General features: G+C 66.7%; 15 protein-coding genes. 4 read left to right on the top strand and 11 right to left on the bottom strand.

Features of this window, described 5'->3' with window-relative positions:
• Nucleotide 1 precedes the first annotated feature (1 nt).
• Together ACOOF5_RS10260 and ACOOF5_RS10255 are read right to left on the bottom strand one after the other, a co-directional pair.
• Nucleotides 2-928: a hydroxyacid dehydrogenase gene (locus ACOOF5_RS10260; protein WP_420438796.1), complete on the bottom strand. Its 927-nt coding sequence runs from the start codon at nt 926-928 to the stop codon at nt 2-4.
• Nucleotides 929-944: 16 nt separating this feature from the next.
• Nucleotides 945-2,171 (bottom strand): pyridoxal phosphate-dependent aminotransferase, encoded by a 1,227-nt coding sequence (locus ACOOF5_RS10255; protein ID WP_420438794.1) that lies wholly within the window; start codon nt 2,169-2,171, stop codon nt 945-947.
• A gap of 211 nt (nt 2,172-2,382) precedes the next feature.
• On the opposite strand from ACOOF5_RS10255, the gene serC reads away from it, so the two are divergent.
• Nucleotides 2,383-3,531, top strand: coding sequence for a phosphoserine transaminase (gene serC / locus ACOOF5_RS10250; RefSeq protein WP_420438792.1), 1,149 nt, complete (start codon nt 2,383-2,385; stop codon nt 3,529-3,531).
• A 32-nt stretch (nt 3,532-3,563) separates the two neighbouring features.
• Here the strand turns inward: serC and ACOOF5_RS10245 are convergent, their stop codons facing one another.
• From ACOOF5_RS10245 to ACOOF5_RS10225, 5 genes are all read right to left on the bottom strand, one after another.
• Nucleotides 3,564-4,079: an RDD family protein gene (locus ACOOF5_RS10245; RefSeq protein WP_420438790.1), complete on the bottom strand. Its 516-nt coding sequence runs from the start codon at nt 4,077-4,079 to the stop codon at nt 3,564-3,566.
• A 161-nt stretch (nt 4,080-4,240) separates the two neighbouring features.
• A complete protein-coding gene (locus ACOOF5_RS10240; protein WP_420438788.1) occupies nt 4,241-4,864 on the bottom strand; it encodes a YqgE/AlgH family protein in 624 nt (207 codons plus the stop codon).
• 31 nt (nt 4,865-4,895) lie between these two features.
• Entirely contained in the window at nt 4,896-5,933 is a 1,038-nt protein-coding gene (gene ilvC / locus ACOOF5_RS10235; RefSeq protein WP_420438787.1) for a ketol-acid reductoisomerase, read from the bottom strand.
• A gap of 131 nt (nt 5,934-6,064) precedes the next feature.
• Nucleotides 6,065-6,679: an acetolactate synthase small subunit gene (gene ilvN / locus ACOOF5_RS10230; RefSeq protein WP_420438785.1), complete on the bottom strand. Its 615-nt coding sequence runs from the start codon at nt 6,677-6,679 to the stop codon at nt 6,065-6,067.
• Nucleotides 6,676-8,430 carry an acetolactate synthase large subunit gene (locus ACOOF5_RS10225; RefSeq protein WP_420438783.1) on the bottom strand — a complete coding sequence of 585 codons (1,755 nt, stop codon included), beginning with the start codon at nt 8,428-8,430 and terminating at the stop codon, nt 6,676-6,678. Before ACOOF5_RS10225 ends, ilvN begins: the two co-directional genes overlap by 4 nt.
• A 308-nt stretch (nt 8,431-8,738) precedes the next feature.
• On the opposite strand from ACOOF5_RS10225, the gene ACOOF5_RS10220 reads away from it, so the two are divergent.
• Together ACOOF5_RS10220 and ACOOF5_RS10215 are read left to right on the top strand one after the other, a co-directional pair.
• The gene (locus tag ACOOF5_RS10220) at nt 8,739-10,118 is read left to right on the top strand and encodes a PQQ-dependent sugar dehydrogenase (protein ID WP_420438781.1); all 1,380 of its coding nucleotides are present in this window, start codon (nt 8,739-8,741) and stop codon (nt 10,116-10,118) included.
• Nucleotides 10,119-10,168: 50 nt separating this feature from the next.
• On the top strand, nt 10,169-11,479 hold the full coding sequence (locus ACOOF5_RS10215) for an MATE family efflux transporter (RefSeq protein ID WP_420438779.1): 1,311 nt from the start codon (nt 10,169-10,171) through the stop codon (nt 11,477-11,479).
• A gap of 36 nt (nt 11,480-11,515) precedes the next feature.
• Here the strand turns inward: ACOOF5_RS10215 and gatB are convergent, their stop codons facing one another.
• The 4 genes from gatB to ACOOF5_RS10195 form a co-directional block, all read right to left on the bottom strand.
• On the bottom strand, nt 11,516-12,970 hold the full coding sequence (gene gatB, locus ACOOF5_RS10210; protein WP_420438777.1) for an Asp-tRNA(Asn)/Glu-tRNA(Gln) amidotransferase subunit GatB: 1,455 nt from the start codon (nt 12,968-12,970) through the stop codon (nt 11,516-11,518).
• A 73-nt stretch (nt 12,971-13,043) separates the two neighbouring features.
• On the bottom strand, nt 13,044-14,573 hold the full coding sequence (locus ACOOF5_RS10205; protein ID WP_420438775.1) for an amidase family protein: 1,530 nt from the start codon (nt 14,571-14,573) through the stop codon (nt 13,044-13,046).
• Nucleotides 14,574-14,629: 56 nt separating this feature from the next.
• Entirely contained in the window at nt 14,630-14,941 is a 312-nt protein-coding gene (gene gatC / locus ACOOF5_RS10200; RefSeq protein ID WP_420438773.1) for an Asp-tRNA(Asn)/Glu-tRNA(Gln) amidotransferase subunit GatC, read from the bottom strand.
• 27 nt (nt 14,942-14,968) lie between these two features.
• The gene (locus tag ACOOF5_RS10195) at nt 14,969-15,838 is read right to left on the bottom strand and encodes a hypothetical protein (RefSeq protein WP_420438771.1); all 870 of its coding nucleotides are present in this window, start codon (nt 15,836-15,838) and stop codon (nt 14,969-14,971) included.
• Between the two features lie 162 nt (nt 15,839-16,000).
• Between ACOOF5_RS10195 and ligA the strand changes: the two genes are divergently transcribed.
• Entirely contained in the window at nt 16,001-18,472 is a 2,472-nt protein-coding gene (ligA, locus tag ACOOF5_RS10190; protein ID WP_420438769.1) for an NAD-dependent DNA ligase LigA, read from the top strand.
• Nucleotides 18,473-18,485: the final 13 nt, after the last annotated feature.

The raw sequence follows: 18,485 nt of genomic DNA, 5'->3' as shown, positions 1-18,485 counted from the left end.
GCTAAGCGTTGACGGCGTAAGGAACCGGATCGCCGGCCAACGCCAAGTTGACTTGCTCGGCAATGTGAACGCCTGCTCGATCTTGCGCTTCGGCCGTGCTGGCACCCAAGTGCGGCGTCGCCACGACATCGGACCTGCCAAACAAGGGCGACTCAGTCATCGGTTCGGTCTCGTATACATCAAGCGCAATGCCGCCAAGACGACCTGTGTCGAGTGCGGCTGCGGCTGCGGCCTCGTCAAGAATTCCACCCCGTGCGGTATTGATGATCAACGCGTGCGGGCGGCACTTGGCCAGGCCTTCGGCACCTAGCAACCCGGCCGTTTCGGGCGTCCGCGGCATGTGCAAGGTGATGATGTCGGAACGTTCGAGCAGCTCATCCAACGAGACCATGTCGACACCTGCCGCCCGGGCGGATTCGGAACTCACATAGGGGTCGTAGGCAATGAGTGCGACATCGAAGGGCGCGATCCGCTGCGCCACCAAGCGGCCAACGCGACCGAGGCCGAGAATTCCCACTGTCTTGCGGTACAGCTCCATGCCGCCCCAGCGGCTGCGCTCCCATCGACCGTCGGCGAGCGCTTCGTGCGCCTGCGGTATGTGGCGAGCTAGCGCCAGCATGAGCGCCACCGTCATCTCGGCCGCCGACACGACGTTGCTGGACGGCGCGTTGCACACCAGCACATCGCGCTCGGTCGCAGCAGCGACATCGACGTTGTCGAGGCCTACGCCGGCGCGGCCCACGACGATCAGCGAATCACCTGCGGCGAGGAGGTCGGCATCGACCTGTGTCGCGGAGCGAACAACCAGCGCTTGCGCGCCGGCAACGGCGTCGCGCAGCTCGTCGGGACTGAGTCCTGTACGGACGTCGACGTCGTGACCGGCTGCGCGCAACAGATCCAATCCGGCATCTGCCAACGTCTCAGCCACTAGGACTCGAGCCATGTCAGCCGACCAGGTCTGAAATACGGCTGATGCCCTCGGCCAGATCGTCGAGCCCGAGAGCGAAGGAGAACCGCGCATAGCCAGGGGCGCCGAACGCCTCGCCAGGCACGAAGGCCACCTTGGCCTGTTCGAGCACTGCCGCAGCCAACTCGAGCGTCGTGGTGACTTCCGTGTCGCCGTAGCGACGCCCCAGCAGCCCTTCCATGTTTGGGAATGCATAGAAGGCGCCTTCGGGCTCGGGACATTCCACGCCCTCGATGGCGTTGAGCATCTCGGTGATGCGCTGTCGCCGGACGTCGAACGCATCTCGCATCATGGCGACGGCCTCCAGGTCGCCGGACACCGCTGCAAGAGCCGCTGCTTGCGCCACGTTGCAGACGTTGGACGTGGCATGGCTCTGCAAGTTGGTGGCCGCCGCAATCACATCGCTCGGCCCGGCCATCCAGCCGACTCGCCAGCCCGTCATGGCGTAGGTCTTGGCCACGCCGTTGAGCACGACGCACCGGTCGGCGATCTCGGGCACCAGCACCGGGAGCGAATGGTGCTGCGCACCGCCGTAGGTCAAGTGCTCATAGATCTCGTCGGTTATCACCCACAATCCGTGCTCGAGTGCCCACTGGCCAATGGCGACGATCTCATCGCGTGGATACACCGCACCTGTCGGGTTCGACGGCGAAACGAACAGCAGCGCCTTGGTGCGGTCGGTCCGCGCCGCTTCGAGCTGTTCGACGCTGACCCGGAAGCCCGACTCGATGCCGGCGAAGACTTCCACCGGCACGCCTCCGAACACCCTGATCGCCTCGGGATAAGTCGTCCAGTACGGCGCTGGCAGCAGCACCTCATCGGTGGGATCCACCAGCGCCGCCATGGTGTTGTACACGGCCTGCTTGCCGCCGTTGGTCACAAGAAACTGGCTGGGATCCCAGTCGAGTCCGCTGTCGCGCTCGGTCTTGGCGGCGAGGGCGGCTTTGAGCGCTGGTTGCCCCCCAGCCGGGGAATAGCGGTGATTCGCCGAATCGCTGCACGCAGCTATTGCCGCCTCCACGATGTGTTCGGGGGTCGGGAAGTCGGGCTCGCCGGCCCCGAATCCAATCACGTTCTCACCTGCAGCCCGCAGTGCCTTGGCCTTGGCGTCCACGGCCAGCGTCGCGGACGGAGCAATGCCCGCCAGCGCCGCCGACACGCGACCGCCGCCCGATGCTCGGCTGGACTCTGATGAGGTGGGCATGGCGCGACTCCTGTCGTGCTGGTTGCGTCGCGCAGACGCTGATCGGTGATTCGAGTCCGCTGTGCGGGCGTGTGCGCCCGACAGTCTCGCCGTCAATTCGAGCTTTCCGACGCGTTGACGACTCGCCGCAAGCCCGACACGCCGATTCGGCAGCACATTGTCGTGCAAATGTGGTTGTCCGCAGCAGCGCCGGGCGCAATAGTGGCAACCGATGGCTGTGTCTCCCGCATCAATTTCGATTCCCGCAGAACTGCGTCCCGCAGACGGGCGATTCGGCTCGGGCCCGTCCAAGGTTCGTCCCGAGGCCGTCAGGGCGCTCGAATCTCGTGCGGTCGACTACATGGGCACCTCGCACCGCCGCACCGGCGTGCGCTCCGTAGTGGGCCGGCTGCGGGCAGCGATGACTGAACTGTTCGGGATTGGTGACGGATGGGAGGTGGTGCTGGGCAATGGCGGCAGCACGGGCTTCTGGGACGCTGCAGCCTTCTCGCTCATCGAACGCCGCGCCCAGCATCTGACGTTCGGGGAATTCTCCGAGAAGTTCTCCGCCGTGACGGCTGCCGCACCGCACCTGGTCGACCCGATAGTGATCACGGCGCCCTATGGCAGCCACCCTGTGCCTGAGCCCGCCGATCCAGCCGACGTCGACGTGTACGCGCTGACGCACAACGAGACTTCGACCGGAGTGTGCATGCCGCTGGTGCAGCCGCAGCTGAGCCCGTCCCGTCAGGGCGACGCCCCGAGCCTCGTCATGGTCGATGCCACCTCGGCGGCTGGAGCAATGACGTGGGATCCCACCGATGTCGACTGTTACTACTTCGCACCTCAAAAGGCCTTCGCCGCCGACGGCGGACTGTTCATTGCTTTGTGCTCACCGGCGACCATTGAGCGCATCGAACGCATCGATGCGGGGGGCCGTTACAAGCCGGCCACGCTCGACTTGGCGATCGCTGCCCGCAATTCCCGCCAGGACCAGACCTACAACACCCCGGCGCTCGCAACGATCCTGCTGACGCTTGAGACCGCCGAATGGATGCTCGATGGTGGCGGGCTCGGCTGGGCCGCATCCCGGTCGGCAGCTTCCAGCGGCACCGTGTACGGCTGGGCGGCGGCGCGTGAGTTCGCCTCGCCCTTCGTGACCGATCCCGCCATGCGCTCCCCCGTCGTGTGCACCATCGACTTCGAGGGCGTCAGCGCAGACGACATTGCGGCGGCACTGCGGGCCAACGACATCGTCGACACCGAGGGCTACCGCAAGCTGGGCCGCAACCAGCTGCGCATCGCGGCATTCCCCGCGATCGATCCCGCCGACGCCGAGGCCCTCACCGCCTGCATCGACTACATCATCGAGCGGCTCTAAAGCCGCTGCCAGCAGCTACACGGTCAAGCTGTTCAGGTTTTGATGACCAACGTGCTCGCGACCTTGTCGTGCCAGCCTTGGTACACGCGATCCCACGTCAGGCTCACGTAGCACAACAACGACAGGAGCGGGCCGACGGCCGGAATGAGGGCGACCAAACCGGGGATCGCCCAGCGACCGAATGACTTGCCCCACCCCGGCATCCCACCGTGCACGGCATTGATCACCTTGATGCCTGCCATCCGCTTGCCGATGGTCTGACCCCAGATCGCCACTTGGGAGACCTCATAACCGATACCGACGACCAGCCCAAGCAGCAGTGATCCGACGGCGCCGAAACCCGATCCGGAAGAGTCGAACGTATCGTCGATGCCTGTGGTCGCAATCATCAGCACCACAAAGAAAATCCCAAAGATGATGGCGTCGAGGATGCGAGCGCCGACTCGGCGTATCGGTCGAGCCAACTCCACGGTCTCGCCGGACCCAAGTTCGGCCCAGCCGGTCCGCCGGCTTCCGTCGTATGACGCTGGCTCGCCGCTTTCGCTCATGAGAGGCCTCCGCAGGGATCGAGTCCAACTGTTCCGTTGGCGAACCTAGCGCGCCGCCGACTGGACCGTGGCGAACGGCGCATCCCCACCGTAAGCCGACAGACCGGAGCACGCGATGACCATCCACGGCCACGACTCACGTGGCTCACGGGCCTGAAGCACTAGTTCAGAGCCCGGTCGTCTGGGTAACGAGCCAGCAACCGGGCCGGCAAGGACTGGCGCGCGAGCACGTCGTACCAAAGGGTGGTGGTATCCGCCGTTAGATCGCCGGGCGTCGAGTCGAAGACCCACCAGCATCCGGCTTGCAATTCACCTCGCAACTGGCCCGGTCCCCATCCGGCGTGGCCGCCATAGATCCTGACAGCCACGACAGCGGCATCGAGTTCGGAAGGGTCGGCGGTGAGATCGACCAGCCCGACCTCGCCGTTCACGGTGCGCCAGACGCCGCCGGCTTCGGACGACTCGGCGCGGGAACCAGCAGGCGGCTGCCGTTCGCCTGCCGACCGGCCGGCGGTCGCACCAAGCGCCAGCAGACCCTGCGGCTCTACCGGCCCGCCGAGCCCGACAGCGGCTTCGGTCGTGAAGCGCGATGCCCAGCGCGGCACCGCCGATGTGCACGACGTGTCTGAGTCACGGTTGATGACAACCCCCAGCGTGCCCGCCTGCTGATGATCGATCACGAAGACGACCGTGCGGTCGAAATTCGGATCCACCAGGCGCGGCGTTGCCACGAGCAGGTCACCCGCAGCGGGCACCCGCACCGGCGTCACTACGACCTCGACCACGCCCCCGATTCTGCCACCGTGTCGCGCAAGCTCAGGAAACGGCGCCGCCTGATGCGGCCGTGACGTCCTGGCGGCCTGCGGTGATCCACGGCATCATCGCCCGCAGCTCCGCGCCCACTTGCTCGATGGGGTGCTGGCGGCCTTCTTCGACCATGCGCCGGTAGTTCGGCAGCCCGTCGCGATTCTCGTCGATCCATTCCCGAGCGAAGCTGCCGTCCTGGATCTCGGCCAGGATGCGCTTCATCTCAGCGCGGGTCTCGTCGGTGATAATCCGAGAGCCGCGGGTCATGTCGCCGTACTCGGCGGTGGTCGAAATCGAGTAGCGCATGCCCGAGATGCCGGCCTCGTAGATGAAGTCGACGATGAGCTTGACCTCATGCAGCGTCTCGAAGTACGCCGACTCGGGTTGGTAGCCGGCTTCCACCAAGGTCTCGTAACCGGCCCGGATCAACTCGGTCAGACCGCCGCAGAGCACCACCTGCTCGCCGAACAGGTCGGTCTCGGTCTCCTCGGCGAAGGTGGTCGTCAGCACGCCGCCCCGAGTGCCGCCGATGCCCTTCGCGTAGGCCAGCGCGTCCGCGAGCGCGTTCCCGCTGGCGTCCTGGTGAATCGCCACGAGCGCCGGCACGCCACCGCCTTCGACGTAGGTTCGCCGGACGTTGTGGCCGGGACCCTTGGGGGCGATCATCCACACGTCCACGTCGTCGGGCGGGCTGATCTGGCTGAAGTGGATGTTGAAGCCGTGCGAGAACGCAATGGCGTTGCCGGGCTGCAGGTTCGGTGCAATCGACACGTCGTATATCGCGGCCTGATCGGTGTCGGGCAGCGCCATCATGATGATGTCGGCCTCCGTCGCTGCACCGGCAACATCGGCCACCCGTAAGCCCTCAGCTTCGGCCTTGGCGCGAGACGATGAACCCTCACGCAACCCGACCACGACGTCCACGCCACTGTCGCGCAGGTTCAGGGCGTGAGCGTGGCCCTGCGAGCCGTAGCCCATGATGGCGACGGTGCGACCGGCCAGCTGGCCCAGGTCTGCGTCTTCCTCGTAGTAGATGGTGGCAGGCATCGTTGTCGCTCCTCGATGTCGGCAGATCGGCTGTGCCCGACTGCTGTGTCTGAACTGTGGGTACTGATGACGGTGTTGGAGTATGCCGAACGCAGCGGCAGCGAGCGTGCGGCAAGTGCCGACGCACAGGCTCAGCCAGTCGTGCCAATGCCGGGCTCGGCAGCGTCGAGCGCCCGCAGCGCGATGCGGCCGGTGCGCTGGAGCACGTGCAGCCCGAAGGGCCGCAGCTGGCGCTCGCAGCGGTCGAGCCGGAGCGGATGAGCGCTGACGCTCACAATGGCCTCCGCCTCGTTGCGGTCGAGCACCTCGCCGCCGTATTCGGAGATCACCTCCACCACTGCATCGATGTCCACTGCGCCGACACGGGCCAGCATCAGCTCGCGCTCGACCGATTCGGCGGGCTGAAGCTCGCTGATGCGAATGACGTTCACCAGCTTGTCGAGTTGCTTGGCGATCTGGTCGACATCGGTGTCGCTGACATCGACCACGATGGTGACTCTGCTGAAGGCCGGGTCGTCGGTGGGCGCTACTGCCAACGAGAAGATGTTGAAGCCGCGTCGGCTGAACAGTCCGGCGATGCGTGCGAGCACGCCGAACTTGTTCTCCACGATGGCGGCGAGTATGTGAAGGCCGGGTTCGCTCGCGTTGCCGCTCAAGATGGGCTGCTCATCTGGTGCCGGCGTCGCTGCGACGTCGTCGCCCGGCGCGCCGTTCGCGACGGCACCGCCCCCCTGCGCGCCGCTCATGACGGCGCGGTGCCCTTCAGCGCCGCGTCGGCGTCGCCCTCGGGTCCCAAGATGATGTCGTCGTTCGAACCCCCGGCGGGGACCATCGGGTACACCTTCTCCTCAGTGTCGACCCGGAAGTCGATCACCACAGGGCGGTCGTTGATCGCATTGGCCTTGGTGATGGCAGGCACGACTTCCTCGGCCGACTCCACGCGGATGCCGGTGCAGCCCATGGCCTCGGCCCAGCCCACGTAGTCGGGATGATCAGCGCTGAGGTACACCTCGCTGTAGCGCTCCGCGTAGAAGAGCTCCTGCCACTGGCGCACCATGCCCAGGTACGCGTTGTTGAGAATGGCGATCTTCACCGGAATGTTCTCGGCGCTCGCGGAGATCAGCTCCTGCGCCGTCATCTGGAAGCAGCCGTCGCCGTCCACCGCCCACACGGTTCGGTCGGGCTGGCCCACCTTGGCGCCGATGGCTGCGGGCACCGCGAAGCCCATGGTGCCGAGGCCGCCTGAGTTGACCCAGGTGTAGGGGTAGTCGAACTTCCAGAACTGACTTGCCCACATCTGGTGCTGGCCGACTCCGGCCACCACGATCGTGTCGTCAGGCGTGTGGTCGCGTAGCTGTTCCACCACGTACTGCGGCTTCAGCGGATGGCCGCTGGCGGGTTGGTCGTATTGCAGCGGGTACTGCTCCTGCCAGCCCGAGATCGTCGACTTCCACGCCGATCGATCAGCCATGGCGTCGGTGGCGTCGCCGCCGGCGGCGGGCCGCAGCGCCGCGATCAGCGCCTCGACGGCCAACCGGGCATCGCCGGCGATGGCCACGTCGGGAACTCGCACCTTGCCGTGCTCGGCGGGGTCAATGTCGACATGGATGACCTTGGCGTCCGGAGCGAAGTGAGCCGGATTGCCGGTGACCCTGTCGTCGAAACGCGCGCCGAGGTTGATAAGCAGATCGGCCTGCTGCATGGCCGTCACCGCTGAATAGTTGCCGTGCATGCCAGGCATACCGAGGCACAGGCGGTGGCGATCGGGGAACACGCCGCGGGCCATGAGCGTTGTCACCACATGGATGTCGCACATCTCGGCCAGCTCCCGGAGCGCCTCCGCGGCGCGGGCCTTCAGCAGGCCGCCGCCTGCGTAGATCACCGGTCGCCGGGCTGCCCGGATCAGTTCGGCCGCTTCGGCGATAGCGGCTGGATCGACCCCGCTGCGGGGCCGGTATCCGGGCAGCTCCACGCTGTCGGGCCAATACCAGGTCATCATCTCGTTGCTGACGTCCTTGGGCAGGTCGATCAGCACGGGTCCGGGACGACCAGTGGTGGCGATGTGAAACGCCTCGGCCACGATGCGCGGGATGTCGGCAGCTTCGGTGACCAGATAGTTGTGCTTGGTGACCGCCATGGTGATGCCCGTGGTGTCGCACTCCTGGAACGCATCCGAGCCGATCGCCGACATGGCCACCTGACCGGTCACCACGACCATCGGGATCGAGTCCATAAAGGCGTCGCACAGCGGCGTCACGATATTCGTGGCCGCTGGTCCGCTGGTGACCATGGCAACCCCGGGCTTGCCGGTGACATGCGCGTATCCCTGCGCCATGTGCCCGGCGCCCTGCTCGTGGCGAACGAGGACATGGCGGATCGGCGAGTCCAGCACCGGGTCGTACACGGGCAGGATCGCCCCGCCGGGCAGGCCGAACATGACCTCGACGCCACTCATCTCCAAGCTTCGCATCAACGCCTGAGCGCCGGTGAGCTCCATGAAGTTTCTCCTGCCCTGCTACTTGGAATCGTCGGTTCCTGAAAGGACTGTGCCCATAAGTGACTGTGCCCAGAAATGACTATGCCTCCCGAGCGGGAGGCAGGGCGAGCGCGTCAAGACGGGCCCGCCTAGGTGAGTACCCCTACAACCTCGTTGCCGCTCACGGCCTCGGCCGGGCAGCCAAGCGTGTTTGCTGGCGTGCGCATCGGTTCATTCTGTCGTGCCGTCCCCGCAGCCACAACTTGATGCAGCGGCACACACGGCCAAATGCAGACTGTCATGGTGCCCCGCGGGCGTACATTGGCCGGGTGCAGGGCGGACGGCTGTTCAGCATTGCGGCCTGCACAGTGGCCATTGCCGCCGGCGCGATGGCAGCCGGTTGCTCGGACATCGGCATCGGCGACGGCACCGGTTCCGCCGTCGGAGATCCCGACGATGGCACCGGCAGCGTGACCTCGGTACCTGCGACGACCCTTCCGCTCACGCAGACCCCGCAGTACGTGGCGTCGAACACTCCCTGCCCTGGCGGTCTTCCCGAGCTGCGCGCCGCGCCGCTGGACCAGGCGGCACCTGGACGCTCGGTGACACTCGTGCCCTACATCGATCTCGCCGAAGCGACGGTGATGGTCTTCGACAGCGCTGAGGGCGATGCCGGCGACGGCGGGTCGGCTGCGGTCGGCGGCGGCTTCGTGGGCGATAGGCAGGGTCGGATCTGGCGTTTCGCGCCCTACCCGGACGGCCAGGCGGGCAGTGGCTTGCGCGCCGGGGTCGGGGAAAAGCCTGTGGCCGACTTCTCCTCCGACACGGCCGCCGAGCACGATCAGGGCCTGGTGGGCATGACGTTCGGACCCAAAGGACGCCTGTGGATCAACCGCACCAATCGGCACGGTTCCAGCCTGCTCACGGTGCTCACACCGACCGCTGATCGCACAGCGCTGGAAGGCGGCTACGCCGATCTACTGGAAGTGTCCCAAACCAATGCGCAGCACAATGGCGGCGATCTGCTGTTCGACGAGAGCGGGCTGCTCTACGTGTCGTTCGGCGACGGCGGGGGCCTCGGCGATCCCCACCATCACGGCCAGAATCTCACGACGCCGTTGGGCGCCGTGCTGCGATTCGCCATTGACACCGCCGACAGCGACGATCCCGGCGACTGGCGGCTCGCTCCGGCACCGGGCAACCCCGACCTTGGACCCCGCAGCGACCCCCACATCTGGGCGTACGGCGCACGCAACCCGTTTCGCATGTCGTTCGATGGGCCGACCAGCACGTTGTGGGTCTCCGACGTCGGACAGCAATGCATCGAGGAGGTCAATGTGCTCACCCTCGACGAGGGCGGGGCCAACTTGGGCTGGAATGCCTACGAAGGCAGCCGGCGATTCGTCGGCGACGAGCTCGTCGACCATCGGCCGCCCGATCTGGAGTACCGGCACGGGCGGGGCTTGTGCGCCGTGATTGGGGGACACGTCTACCGCGGCAGCGAGTTGGAGTGGCTGGAGGGCCGGTACGTATTCGCTGATCTGTGCGGGGGCGACATCTACGCCGCCAATGTGCAACCGGGCACACGACCAGACGAGGTGTGGAACTTGGGCGTGCGCACGCCACGGCCTGTCGGGTTTGCGGTCGACTCCGCAGGCGAGCTGTACGTCGTCGACATGGAAACCGGCGTGTGGCGCCTCGGTAGATGAGGCTGGACCCCTCGCCCGAATCCAGGTCAATCGGGACGGGGTCATAGGCCGTGTTCCGGCGCACGGCCTACGACCGAGAAATCCTGCTGCTGGCTGTTCCGGCGTTCGGCGCGCTGATTGCCGAGCCGCTGTATGTCCTCACTGACACGGCGATCGTGGGAAGGCTGGGAACGCCCGAGCTGGCGGGGCTCGCGATCGCGTCGGCCATCCTGCTGAGTGCCCACGCAGCGTTGATCTTCCTGGCGTACGGCACGACGGGTTTGGTGGGGCGACTGGTCGGCGCCGGCTCGCCGCAGCGCGCCGCCGAGCAAGGCATCGCCGGCATGTGGCTCTCGGTCGGCTTGGGTATCGCTGTCAGCTTGAGCATGTGGGCAGGCTCGGGATGGCTCGTGGGCCTGTTCGATCCGACTCCCGAAGTCGCCGATCTGGCGCTCACGTACCTGCGGATCAGCCTCATCGGCTTCACCGCGCTGCTGGCGGCGATGGCCGCTACCGGCTACCTGCGGGGCGCGCAGGACACGATCACACCCCTCATCGTGGCGGTGGCGTCCGCTATCGCAAATCTCCTCATCGAGCTGTTGCTGGTGTTCGAGCTCGACATGGGCATCGCCGGCTCGGCGTGGTCAACCGTCATTGCGCAATGGGCAGCGGCGATCGCCTTTGCCGTCGCCGTGAGCCGCCGCACGCGCGCCGTCGGCGCTTCGCTGCGGCTCGTTGCCGCCGCAGCGCGCCGCTATGCCCGTGTCGGGCTGCAGATGTTCGCTCGCACCAGCGCACTGCGAGGCTCGTTCGTGCTGGCGGCCGTGTTTGCCTCGCGCATCGGGACCACCGAGGTGGCCTCGCACCAGATCGGTGCCGAGATCTGGGCGCTGCTGGCACTGGCGCTCGATGCGGTCGCCATCGCGGGCCAGGCCATGGTGGCCAAGGAGCTGGGCGCCGGTCGGCCTGGTGTGGCGCGCGCTGCCAGCGTCCGCATGATCGGCATGAGCCTCCAGCTCAGCTTCGTGTTCGGACTGGTGCTGGTCGGGCTTCGCGCGCCGCTCGCGTCGATCTTCAGCACCGATCCCGACGTGGTCTCCCTCAGCGGATACATCCTGCTGTTCGTCGCCGCCATGCAACCGGTGAATGCGGCCGCGTTCGCCTTCGACGGCATCTTCATCGGCGCCGGCGACCTGGGCTTTCTGGCGTGGGCGATGGTCGGCGCCGCAGTGGGTTTCGCGATTATCGGCGGGACGGTGCGTCTGCTGGATCTGGGAATCGGGTGGCTGTGGGCCGCGCTCATCGTGTTCATGTGCTTTCGCGTCGCTCCGCAGTGGATCCGCTTCCGAGGCGACGCGTGGCTCCGCACCGGCGAGGGCTGAACGCCGAGCGGCGCCCTCAGATCGCTGCCGGGGAGCTCAGGTGTCGCGGCGCTGGGCGAGCAGCTGGTTGACGGCCTTGCCGTCGGCTTGGCCGCGGGTGGCCTTCATCACGGCGCCCACGAACACGCCCGCCACCTTGGCTTCACCGGCGCAGAACTTCTGCCAGGCCTCAGGGTGGTCGGCGATGGCTTGATCCACCAGCCTCTCCAGCTCGCTGGAATCCATGGCCTCGAAACCGAGCTCGGCGGCGATGGTGCCGGGGTCGGCATTGCCGTCGCGTGCTCGCTCGCACATGACGCCGAGCACGGTCTTGGCCTGTGTCGCCGTGAGCTGTCCTGCTGCCTCCATCTGGACCAGCGACGCCAGCTGCGTCGCGTCAAGCAGCTCGGCCCCGTCGAGGGCGAGGTTCTGCACAGCGTGCATCACCGTGCGGTTCGCATCGGCACCAGCGCCGACGGCGTCCAGCACCAGCGAGGCCAGACCGCGGTTCACGATGATCTGTGCGTCATCGAGATCAGCACCCAGCTCGCCGAGGCGTTCGCGCTGGGCGGCGGGCAGCGCGGGCATGGCGGCACGGACTCGAGAGATCCATTCAGGATCGGGCGCGAGCGGCACCAGGTCGGGCTCGGGGAAGTAGCGGTAGTCGTCGGCTTCTTCCTTGGACCTCAGCGAGTGGGTGCGGCCGTCGGTGGACCAGTGGCGGGTCTCCTGGATCGGCTGCTCGCCGGATTGGTACAGCCCGATGTGGCGACGGGCCTCGTAGTCGATGGCGTTGCGCAGCGAACGCAGCGAGTTGACGTTCTTGACCTCGCACCGGGTGCGCAACTCATCCGAGCCGGCGGGCCGCACGCTGATGTTCGCATCGACGCGCATCGAGCCTTCCTCGAGTCGGGCGTCGGAAGCGCCGAGAGCCAGCAGGATCGCCCGCAGCTCCTCGACGTAGGCACTGGCCTCGGCCGCCGAACCGATGTCGGGCCGTGAGACGATCTCCAGCAGCGGCGTGCCTGCGCGGTTGTAGTCCACGAGCGCGCCGACGGCTCCGTGGATGCGGCCGTCTGCGCCCCCCAGGTGCGTCGTCTTGCCGGCGTCTTCTTCTAGGTGCGCTCGCTCGATGCCGACCCGGTTCGCTCCAGGCACATCCAGCCAGCCGTCGGAACAGATCGGCTGGTCATACTGGCTGACCTGGTAGTCCTTCGGCATGTCGGGGTAGAAGTAATTCTTGCGGTGGAAGATCGACGGTCTGATCTCGCAGTTGAGCGCGAGCCCCACCGCGATCGCCAGTTCGACGGCGCGTCGGTTTAGCACGGGCAGCGAGCCGGGCAGGCCCAGGCAGACCGGCGTGACGTTGGTGTTCGGCTCATCGCCGAAGCGGCTGGGCGCAGCGGAGAACAGCTTCGTGTCGGTGGCCAGCTCGACGTGGACCTCGAGGCCCACGACGGTCTCCCAGCCGTCGGGGCTCGTGCCGGTCTCACGATGCTGTGCGGCGGGCATCAAGCAACGCTCCGATCGACACCAGCCGTCGGAGAACCGTCGTCACCGGCGCCTCCGCGAACATGCGTCGCCATCACGCACTTCCCGACGTGCCGCCGGCAGCCATCTGCGGTGCCGGCAGTGGCGGCGCTGCACGCTCTAGCGCTGCGGCGACCGTCAGCATCGTCTCCTCGCCCAGCGCCGGTGCGAGCACTTGCACGCCCACCGGCAAGTCATCTGTGCCCGTGCCGAATGGCACCGACATGGCCGGGTCGCCAGAGAGATTTGAGGGGATGGTGCAGGTGTCGCAGCGGTACATCGTCATGGGATCAGAGCGGTCACCGAAGCGGAACGCCACACACGGCGACGTGGGCGAAAGCAGCACGTCGAAGTCTGCATAGGCAGCATCGAAGTCGCGCCGCGTCAGCATGCGCACCCGCTGAGCCTTGCCGTAGTAGGCGTCGTAGTAGCCGGAGCTGAGGGCGAACGTGCCCAGCATGATGCGCGCCTTGACCTCGTCGCCGAAACCGGCCCTCCGGGTCAACCGGTTCATCTCCTCGACATCTGCACCGTCCACACGCAACCCGTAGCGAGTGCCGTCGTAACGCGCCAAGTTGCTCGAAGCTTCCGCTGGTGCAATCAGGTAATACGCAGTGAGGCCGTACGTGACTGCCGGCACCGAGACCCGGCCGACCAATGCCCCTGCGTCGGCCAGCGCGTCAGCCGCTTCAAGCACCCGTTCAGTCACGTCGGTATCGATCCCGTCCAGCACCTCGCCCGCTGCATCGTCAATCACTGGGCCACCGGTCCCTGCGCCGTTGCGGCCACCCCCGGTCAGCTCGCTGATGACACCGACTCGCAGACCCTCGACACCCCGCGCCAAGGCGGCGTCGAAGTCGGGCACGGCCGTCGGGATCGACGTGCTGTCAGCCGGATCGTGGCCGCTGATGACGCCGAGCGCGAGTGCCGCATCAGTGACATCGGCTGCAAACGGGCCGATCTGATCGAACGAGCTGGCGAAGGCCACAAGCCCGTAGCGGCTGACCCGTCCGTAGGTGGGCTTGATGCCGACGATTCCGCACAGCGCAGCGGGCTGCCGGATGGAGCCGCCGGTGTCCGATCCCAGCGCCAAGGGCGCGAACCCGGCGGCGACCGCCGCAGCCGAACCCCCGCTGGAGCCGCCGGGCACCCGAGCGAGGTCGTAGGGATTGCGCGTGGGTCCGAAGGCCGAGTTCTCGGTGGAGCTGCCCATCGCGAACTCGTCGAGGTTGGTCTTGCCGATCATCACAGCGCCAGCGGCTGTCATGGCCTGCACCACCGTGGCGTCGTAGGGAGGAGACCACGTCTCGAGCATGCGAGACGAGCACGTGGTCGGCACGCCGCGGGTACACAGATTGTCCTTGAAGGCGACGGGAACGCCTGCCAGCGGACCCGGATCACGGCCTTGGGAGACTGCCTCATCAATAGAAGCGGCCGCTGCACGGGCCTGCTCGGCGGTCACCGTGTTGAACGCGTGAATGTCGCTGTCGTGCGATTCGATGCGACCGAGGTACTCCTCGAGCACGGCCGCAGCTCGGCGTGTGCCGGTGCGTACGTCCTGCGCGATGGCCTTTGCTGTGCTCATCGGGCCGGGCTCATCGGGTTGTGCTCTTGGGGGACGGCGAGCGGGTCATCGCCGGCTCAGGCCTCGCCGCCGAGCACAGGAGGCACCTCGAACTGTCCATCGGACGCCGCGGGTGCTTGGTTAAGCACCTCGTCCCGATCGCTGGGCGGACCGGCCACGTCGTCGCGGAAGACGTTTTGCAGCGGGTAGGGGTGCGCTAGCGGCGGCACATCGCCGAGATCGAGACCCTCCAGCTCCCGGGCGTGGTCCAGGACGCGCCCCAGGTGGCCGGTGTAGTGATCGATCTCAGCCGACGTGAGCTCGATCCTCGCTAGGCGCGCCACATGCGCGACCTGATCCGTGCTGATCGCTGCCGTTTGGTCTCCCATCGCATGCGGGAGGGTACTGGCGGTACATCAGCGGGGAAGTCGGCGGCGGGCGGCTTCGGCCAGCATCTCGCCCGGACGGGTCGGGCTGAACAGCACCCGTGACACTGCGAGGACCTGGGCGGTGCCGGTCGTGCGCGGTACCACCTCAACCTGACCGTCTAGCTCGACGAGCAGTACCGGACCGAGCGCGTTGCTGCTGATGTCGACCAGGTCGTCTGCAGTGAGATCGATATCGGCAGGCGCGGGACCGAGCGAGGCAATGTCGACCCGGCGCAGCAGGAACGGCTCGCGCGTCGCCATGCGATCGTGCAGGACGAAGCCATTGGGGACGAACACCACCCAGCGACGCGCCAATTGATGCAGCGACCGGAAGCCCAGCGCAGCCGAGGTGAGCCCCGTGAGCGTGGCGACAACGGCCCAGATCCATTGCTCAATGGCCCACAGCACCGCCGGCGCTGCGATGCCGACGACGACGGCCGTCCACACCAGCGGGACAGGGGCGATCGCCAACAGGAACGGGGTGCGCAGCAGCAGCCGTCGCTCGTTGCCATAGCTGAGGCCGTCGATCATGGAGTTGCCGGTTTCGGGCAGCAGCGCAATGGCAGTCGCGATGGCGGCACCCGCGATGGCGGTCGCGGCACGCGGGGCGGCCAGGTCGGCGTTCCAAGACACCGCGGCCACAACCGAGCCGATTGCCACGCCGACGCTGGCCGGCGCGGCGATGCGGATGACCGTCAATGCCCACGGCCGGCGCACCAGAGTCGCCGTCAGCACGAGCGCCCAAACGGCCCACAGTTCCGCGCTCACGATGCGTGCCGATGTCTCCGAGCAGGCACCGAGCGCATCCGCTGCCGCGGCGCCCACGCTCCACGGCATCACCAACCACAACAGCCGCATCAACCACAGGGTCGGGTGCGCTCGAAGTGTTGCTCCCACAGCCAGAGTCTCGCCTCTGAACGGCGTGATTCACCGCCCGACGGAGGTGTTTGCGATCACCCACTTCCGATGCGCCGACTGGAGGCATTGCTGTTGCACCCCCTCAGTACTCTCGGCAGTGCGATGTTGAACGACGCCAGCGACCCGGCCATGCAACGCGATCTCGACCGCATGCGGCATGTGGAGCAGCTGCTCAGCCGCTACGACGTCGAGTATCACCGAGACGATGCGCCCTCGGTGCCCGATGGGGAGTACGACGCCCTCAAGCGCGAGCTCATCGAACTCGAGGCCCGCTATCCCGACTTTGTCGACCCGAATTCGCCCAGCCAACGTGTCGGTGCAGAACTGTCGGCGCTGTTCAGCGAAGTCGTCCATGCGAGCCCGATGATGTCGCTCGACAACGCGATGGACTCCGACGAACTGCGGGCCTGGCACGGCCGCGTCATGCGGGGTCTCGCTGCGGCTCAACCGACCCTCTTCGGCGACGCAGAGTCCGATGAGCAGGACGAAAACGGCCCTGAGGTGGCCGTGGCCGAACCGGAGCTGATCTGCGAGCTCAAGTTCGATGGGCTGGCCGTCTCGCTTCGCTACGAGCATGGCCGCCTTGCCCAGGCAGCGACACGGGGGAACGGACGTGTCGGCGAAGACGTCACCGCGAATGTCGTGACCATCGCAGACATCCCCCGGGAACTGAGCACGGCATCGCCGGCGCCCTCGGTCATCGAGGTGCGCGGCGAGATATTCCTGCCGTTGGACAAATTCCGCGAATTGAATGAAGCGCAGGCCCAGGCGCGTCGCGACCTCACCGAGGCCGCAGAGAGCGCCAGGCAGCAGCTTGCAGGCGCTACCGAAGACATGCCGGCAGGCGAGCGACGGAAGCTCGAGTCGCTAGCCAAGCTCACGCCGGTCGATGTGCAGCGCCGCCATCCCGATTATGCAAATGCTCGGAATACGGCTGCGGGCAGCCTGCGCCAGAAGGATCCTTCCATCGTCGCGACGCGAGGCCTGTCGTTCTGGAGCTACGACATCGGCGAATTGGTCGGCGGCCCTGAACTCAGCGACGCAGGCGAGGTCTTCGAGTACTTGGGCCAGCTCGGCATGCCGGTGAACCCGGAGATCAGCACATTCGGCTCACTGGAAGAGGTCGAGCGCTTCTGCAGTCGGTGGGAGCGCGATCGTCACCGACCCGCGTATGAGATCGACGGTGTCGTCGTGAAGGTGTCCGACTTGGCGCTTCGGTCGCAGCTCGGTTCCACCAGTCGGGCACCACGCTGGGCGGTCGCGTACAAGTTTCCGCCCGAGGAACGCACGACGAACCTCATCGACATCATGGTCTCGATCGGGCGAACGGGCCGCGCCACGCCATACGCGCACATGGAGCCAGTGTTCGTCGGCGGGTCCACAGTGGCACTGGCGACGCTGCACAACGAGGACCAAGTGGCCGCCAAGGATGTCCGCCCCGGTGACACGGTGATCGTGCGCAAAGCTGGCGACGTCATCCCCGAAGTGGTCGGCCCCGTGCTCGCCGAGCGCCCCGAGGACTCAAGACAGTGGTTCTTCCCCGCGGTCTGTCCTGCTTGCAGTCGGCCCCTTCAGCGCGAGGGCGATGACGCCAACACCTACTGCGTGAACCGGAAATGTGGGGCGCGTGTCATCGCGGGCATCGAGCACTTCGTCGGCCGCGGAGCCCTTGACATCGAGGGTCTCGGTGAGCAGACGGTCATTGATCTTTATGACGCCGGCTGGGTTCACGACCCCGCCGATTTGTTTCGCCTGAAAGCCGAGGATCTCGCCGCTGACGACGGACTCGTTCACGCTGGGCGTGCCTTCACGCGTCCAAAGCGGAAAGCGTTCCTGGATCGGCTGCGCTCGGCGTCGCCCCCGTACGAAGTTCCAGCGGCCACGCCAGACACGTCGGCGCCAAAACGATTCGACTACGGCGGAGTGCTCATGGGATCCGTCCCAGAGTGCATCGCGGCGGCGTCTCTCTACCCGGCCCTGCTCGACGGCCTAGAAGGCTTCTCGTGGAAATCAGCGCATGATGTGATCGGCAGTATCGGCGATGCTCGTCACGCACCGCTGGAGCGCCTGTTGATCGGACTCGGGATCGAGCACTTGGGGCCGACAGCTAGCGGCATGCTTGCACAGCGTTGCGGCTCGCTCGACGCCGTCATAGCCGCCTCTGCGGAGGAACTCGCCGAGATTGACGGCATCGGGCCGACTATCGCCGATAGCGTCACGGGCTTCTTCTCCGACAAGGACAATCGGGCGCTTGTCGAGCAGTTGCGCGCAGCGCAGGTGCGCTTCGACCGAGTTGACGGCGAGCTGGATGCGCCGCAGGTGCTCGCAGGTAAATCGGTCGTGGTGACGGGCAATCTCGATGGCTGGCATCTCAGCCGCGAGGAAGCCAAGGCTGCGATCACAGCACGAGGCGGCAAGACTCCGGGCAGCGTCAACAAGAGCACGTTTGCTCTGGTGGCAGGAGCGCGTGCCGGACAGACCAAGCTCGACAAGGCCACCGACCTCGGCGTGCCAATCCTTGACGACAACGGCCTGCAAGCGCTGCTGGCCACCGGTGACGTCACCTCCGCGTAGTGGACCCGACGCC

The sequence above is a fragment of the Candidatus Poriferisodalis sp. genome (assembly GCF_965214215.1).
In the GTDB taxonomy this organism is placed as follows: Bacteria; Actinomycetota; Acidimicrobiia; order Acidimicrobiales; family Poriferisodalaceae; genus Poriferisodalis.
This window is presented reverse-complemented; position numbering and strand designations above follow the sequence as displayed.

Coding starts and splice junctions, on each gene's coding strand:
- ACOOF5_RS10255 (WP_420438794.1), bottom strand. CDS start 2,171: ATGCCCACCTCATCAGAGTCCAGCCGAGCATCGGGCGGCGGTCGCGTG.
- serC (WP_420438792.1), top strand. CDS start 2,383: ATGGCTGTGTCTCCCGCATCAATTTCGATTCCCGCAGAACTGCGTCCC.
- ACOOF5_RS10245 (WP_420438790.1), bottom strand. CDS start 4,079: ATGAGCGAAAGCGGCGAGCCAGCGTCATACGACGGAAGCCGGCGGACC.
- ilvC (WP_420438787.1), bottom strand. CDS start 5,933: ATGCCTGCCACCATCTACTACGAGGAAGACGCAGACCTGGGCCAGCTG.
- ilvN (WP_420438785.1), bottom strand. CDS start 6,679: ATGAGCGGCGCGCAGGGGGGCGGTGCCGTCGCGAACGGCGCGCCGGGC.
- ACOOF5_RS10225 (WP_420438783.1), bottom strand. CDS start 8,430: ATGGAGCTCACCGGCGCTCAGGCGTTGATGCGAAGCTTGGAGATGAGT.
- gatB (WP_420438777.1), bottom strand. CDS start 12,970: ATGCCCGCCGCACAGCATCGTGAGACCGGCACGAGCCCCGACGGCTGG.
- ACOOF5_RS10205 (WP_420438775.1), bottom strand. CDS start 14,573: ATGAGCACAGCAAAGGCCATCGCGCAGGACGTACGCACCGGCACACGC.
- gatC (WP_420438773.1), bottom strand. CDS start 14,941: ATGGGAGACCAAACGGCAGCGATCAGCACGGATCAGGTCGCGCATGTG.
- ACOOF5_RS10195 (WP_420438771.1), bottom strand. CDS start 15,838: ATGCGGCTGTTGTGGTTGGTGATGCCGTGGAGCGTGGGCGCCGCGGCA.
- ligA (WP_420438769.1), top strand. CDS start 16,001: ATGTTGAACGACGCCAGCGACCCGGCCATGCAACGCGATCTCGACCGC.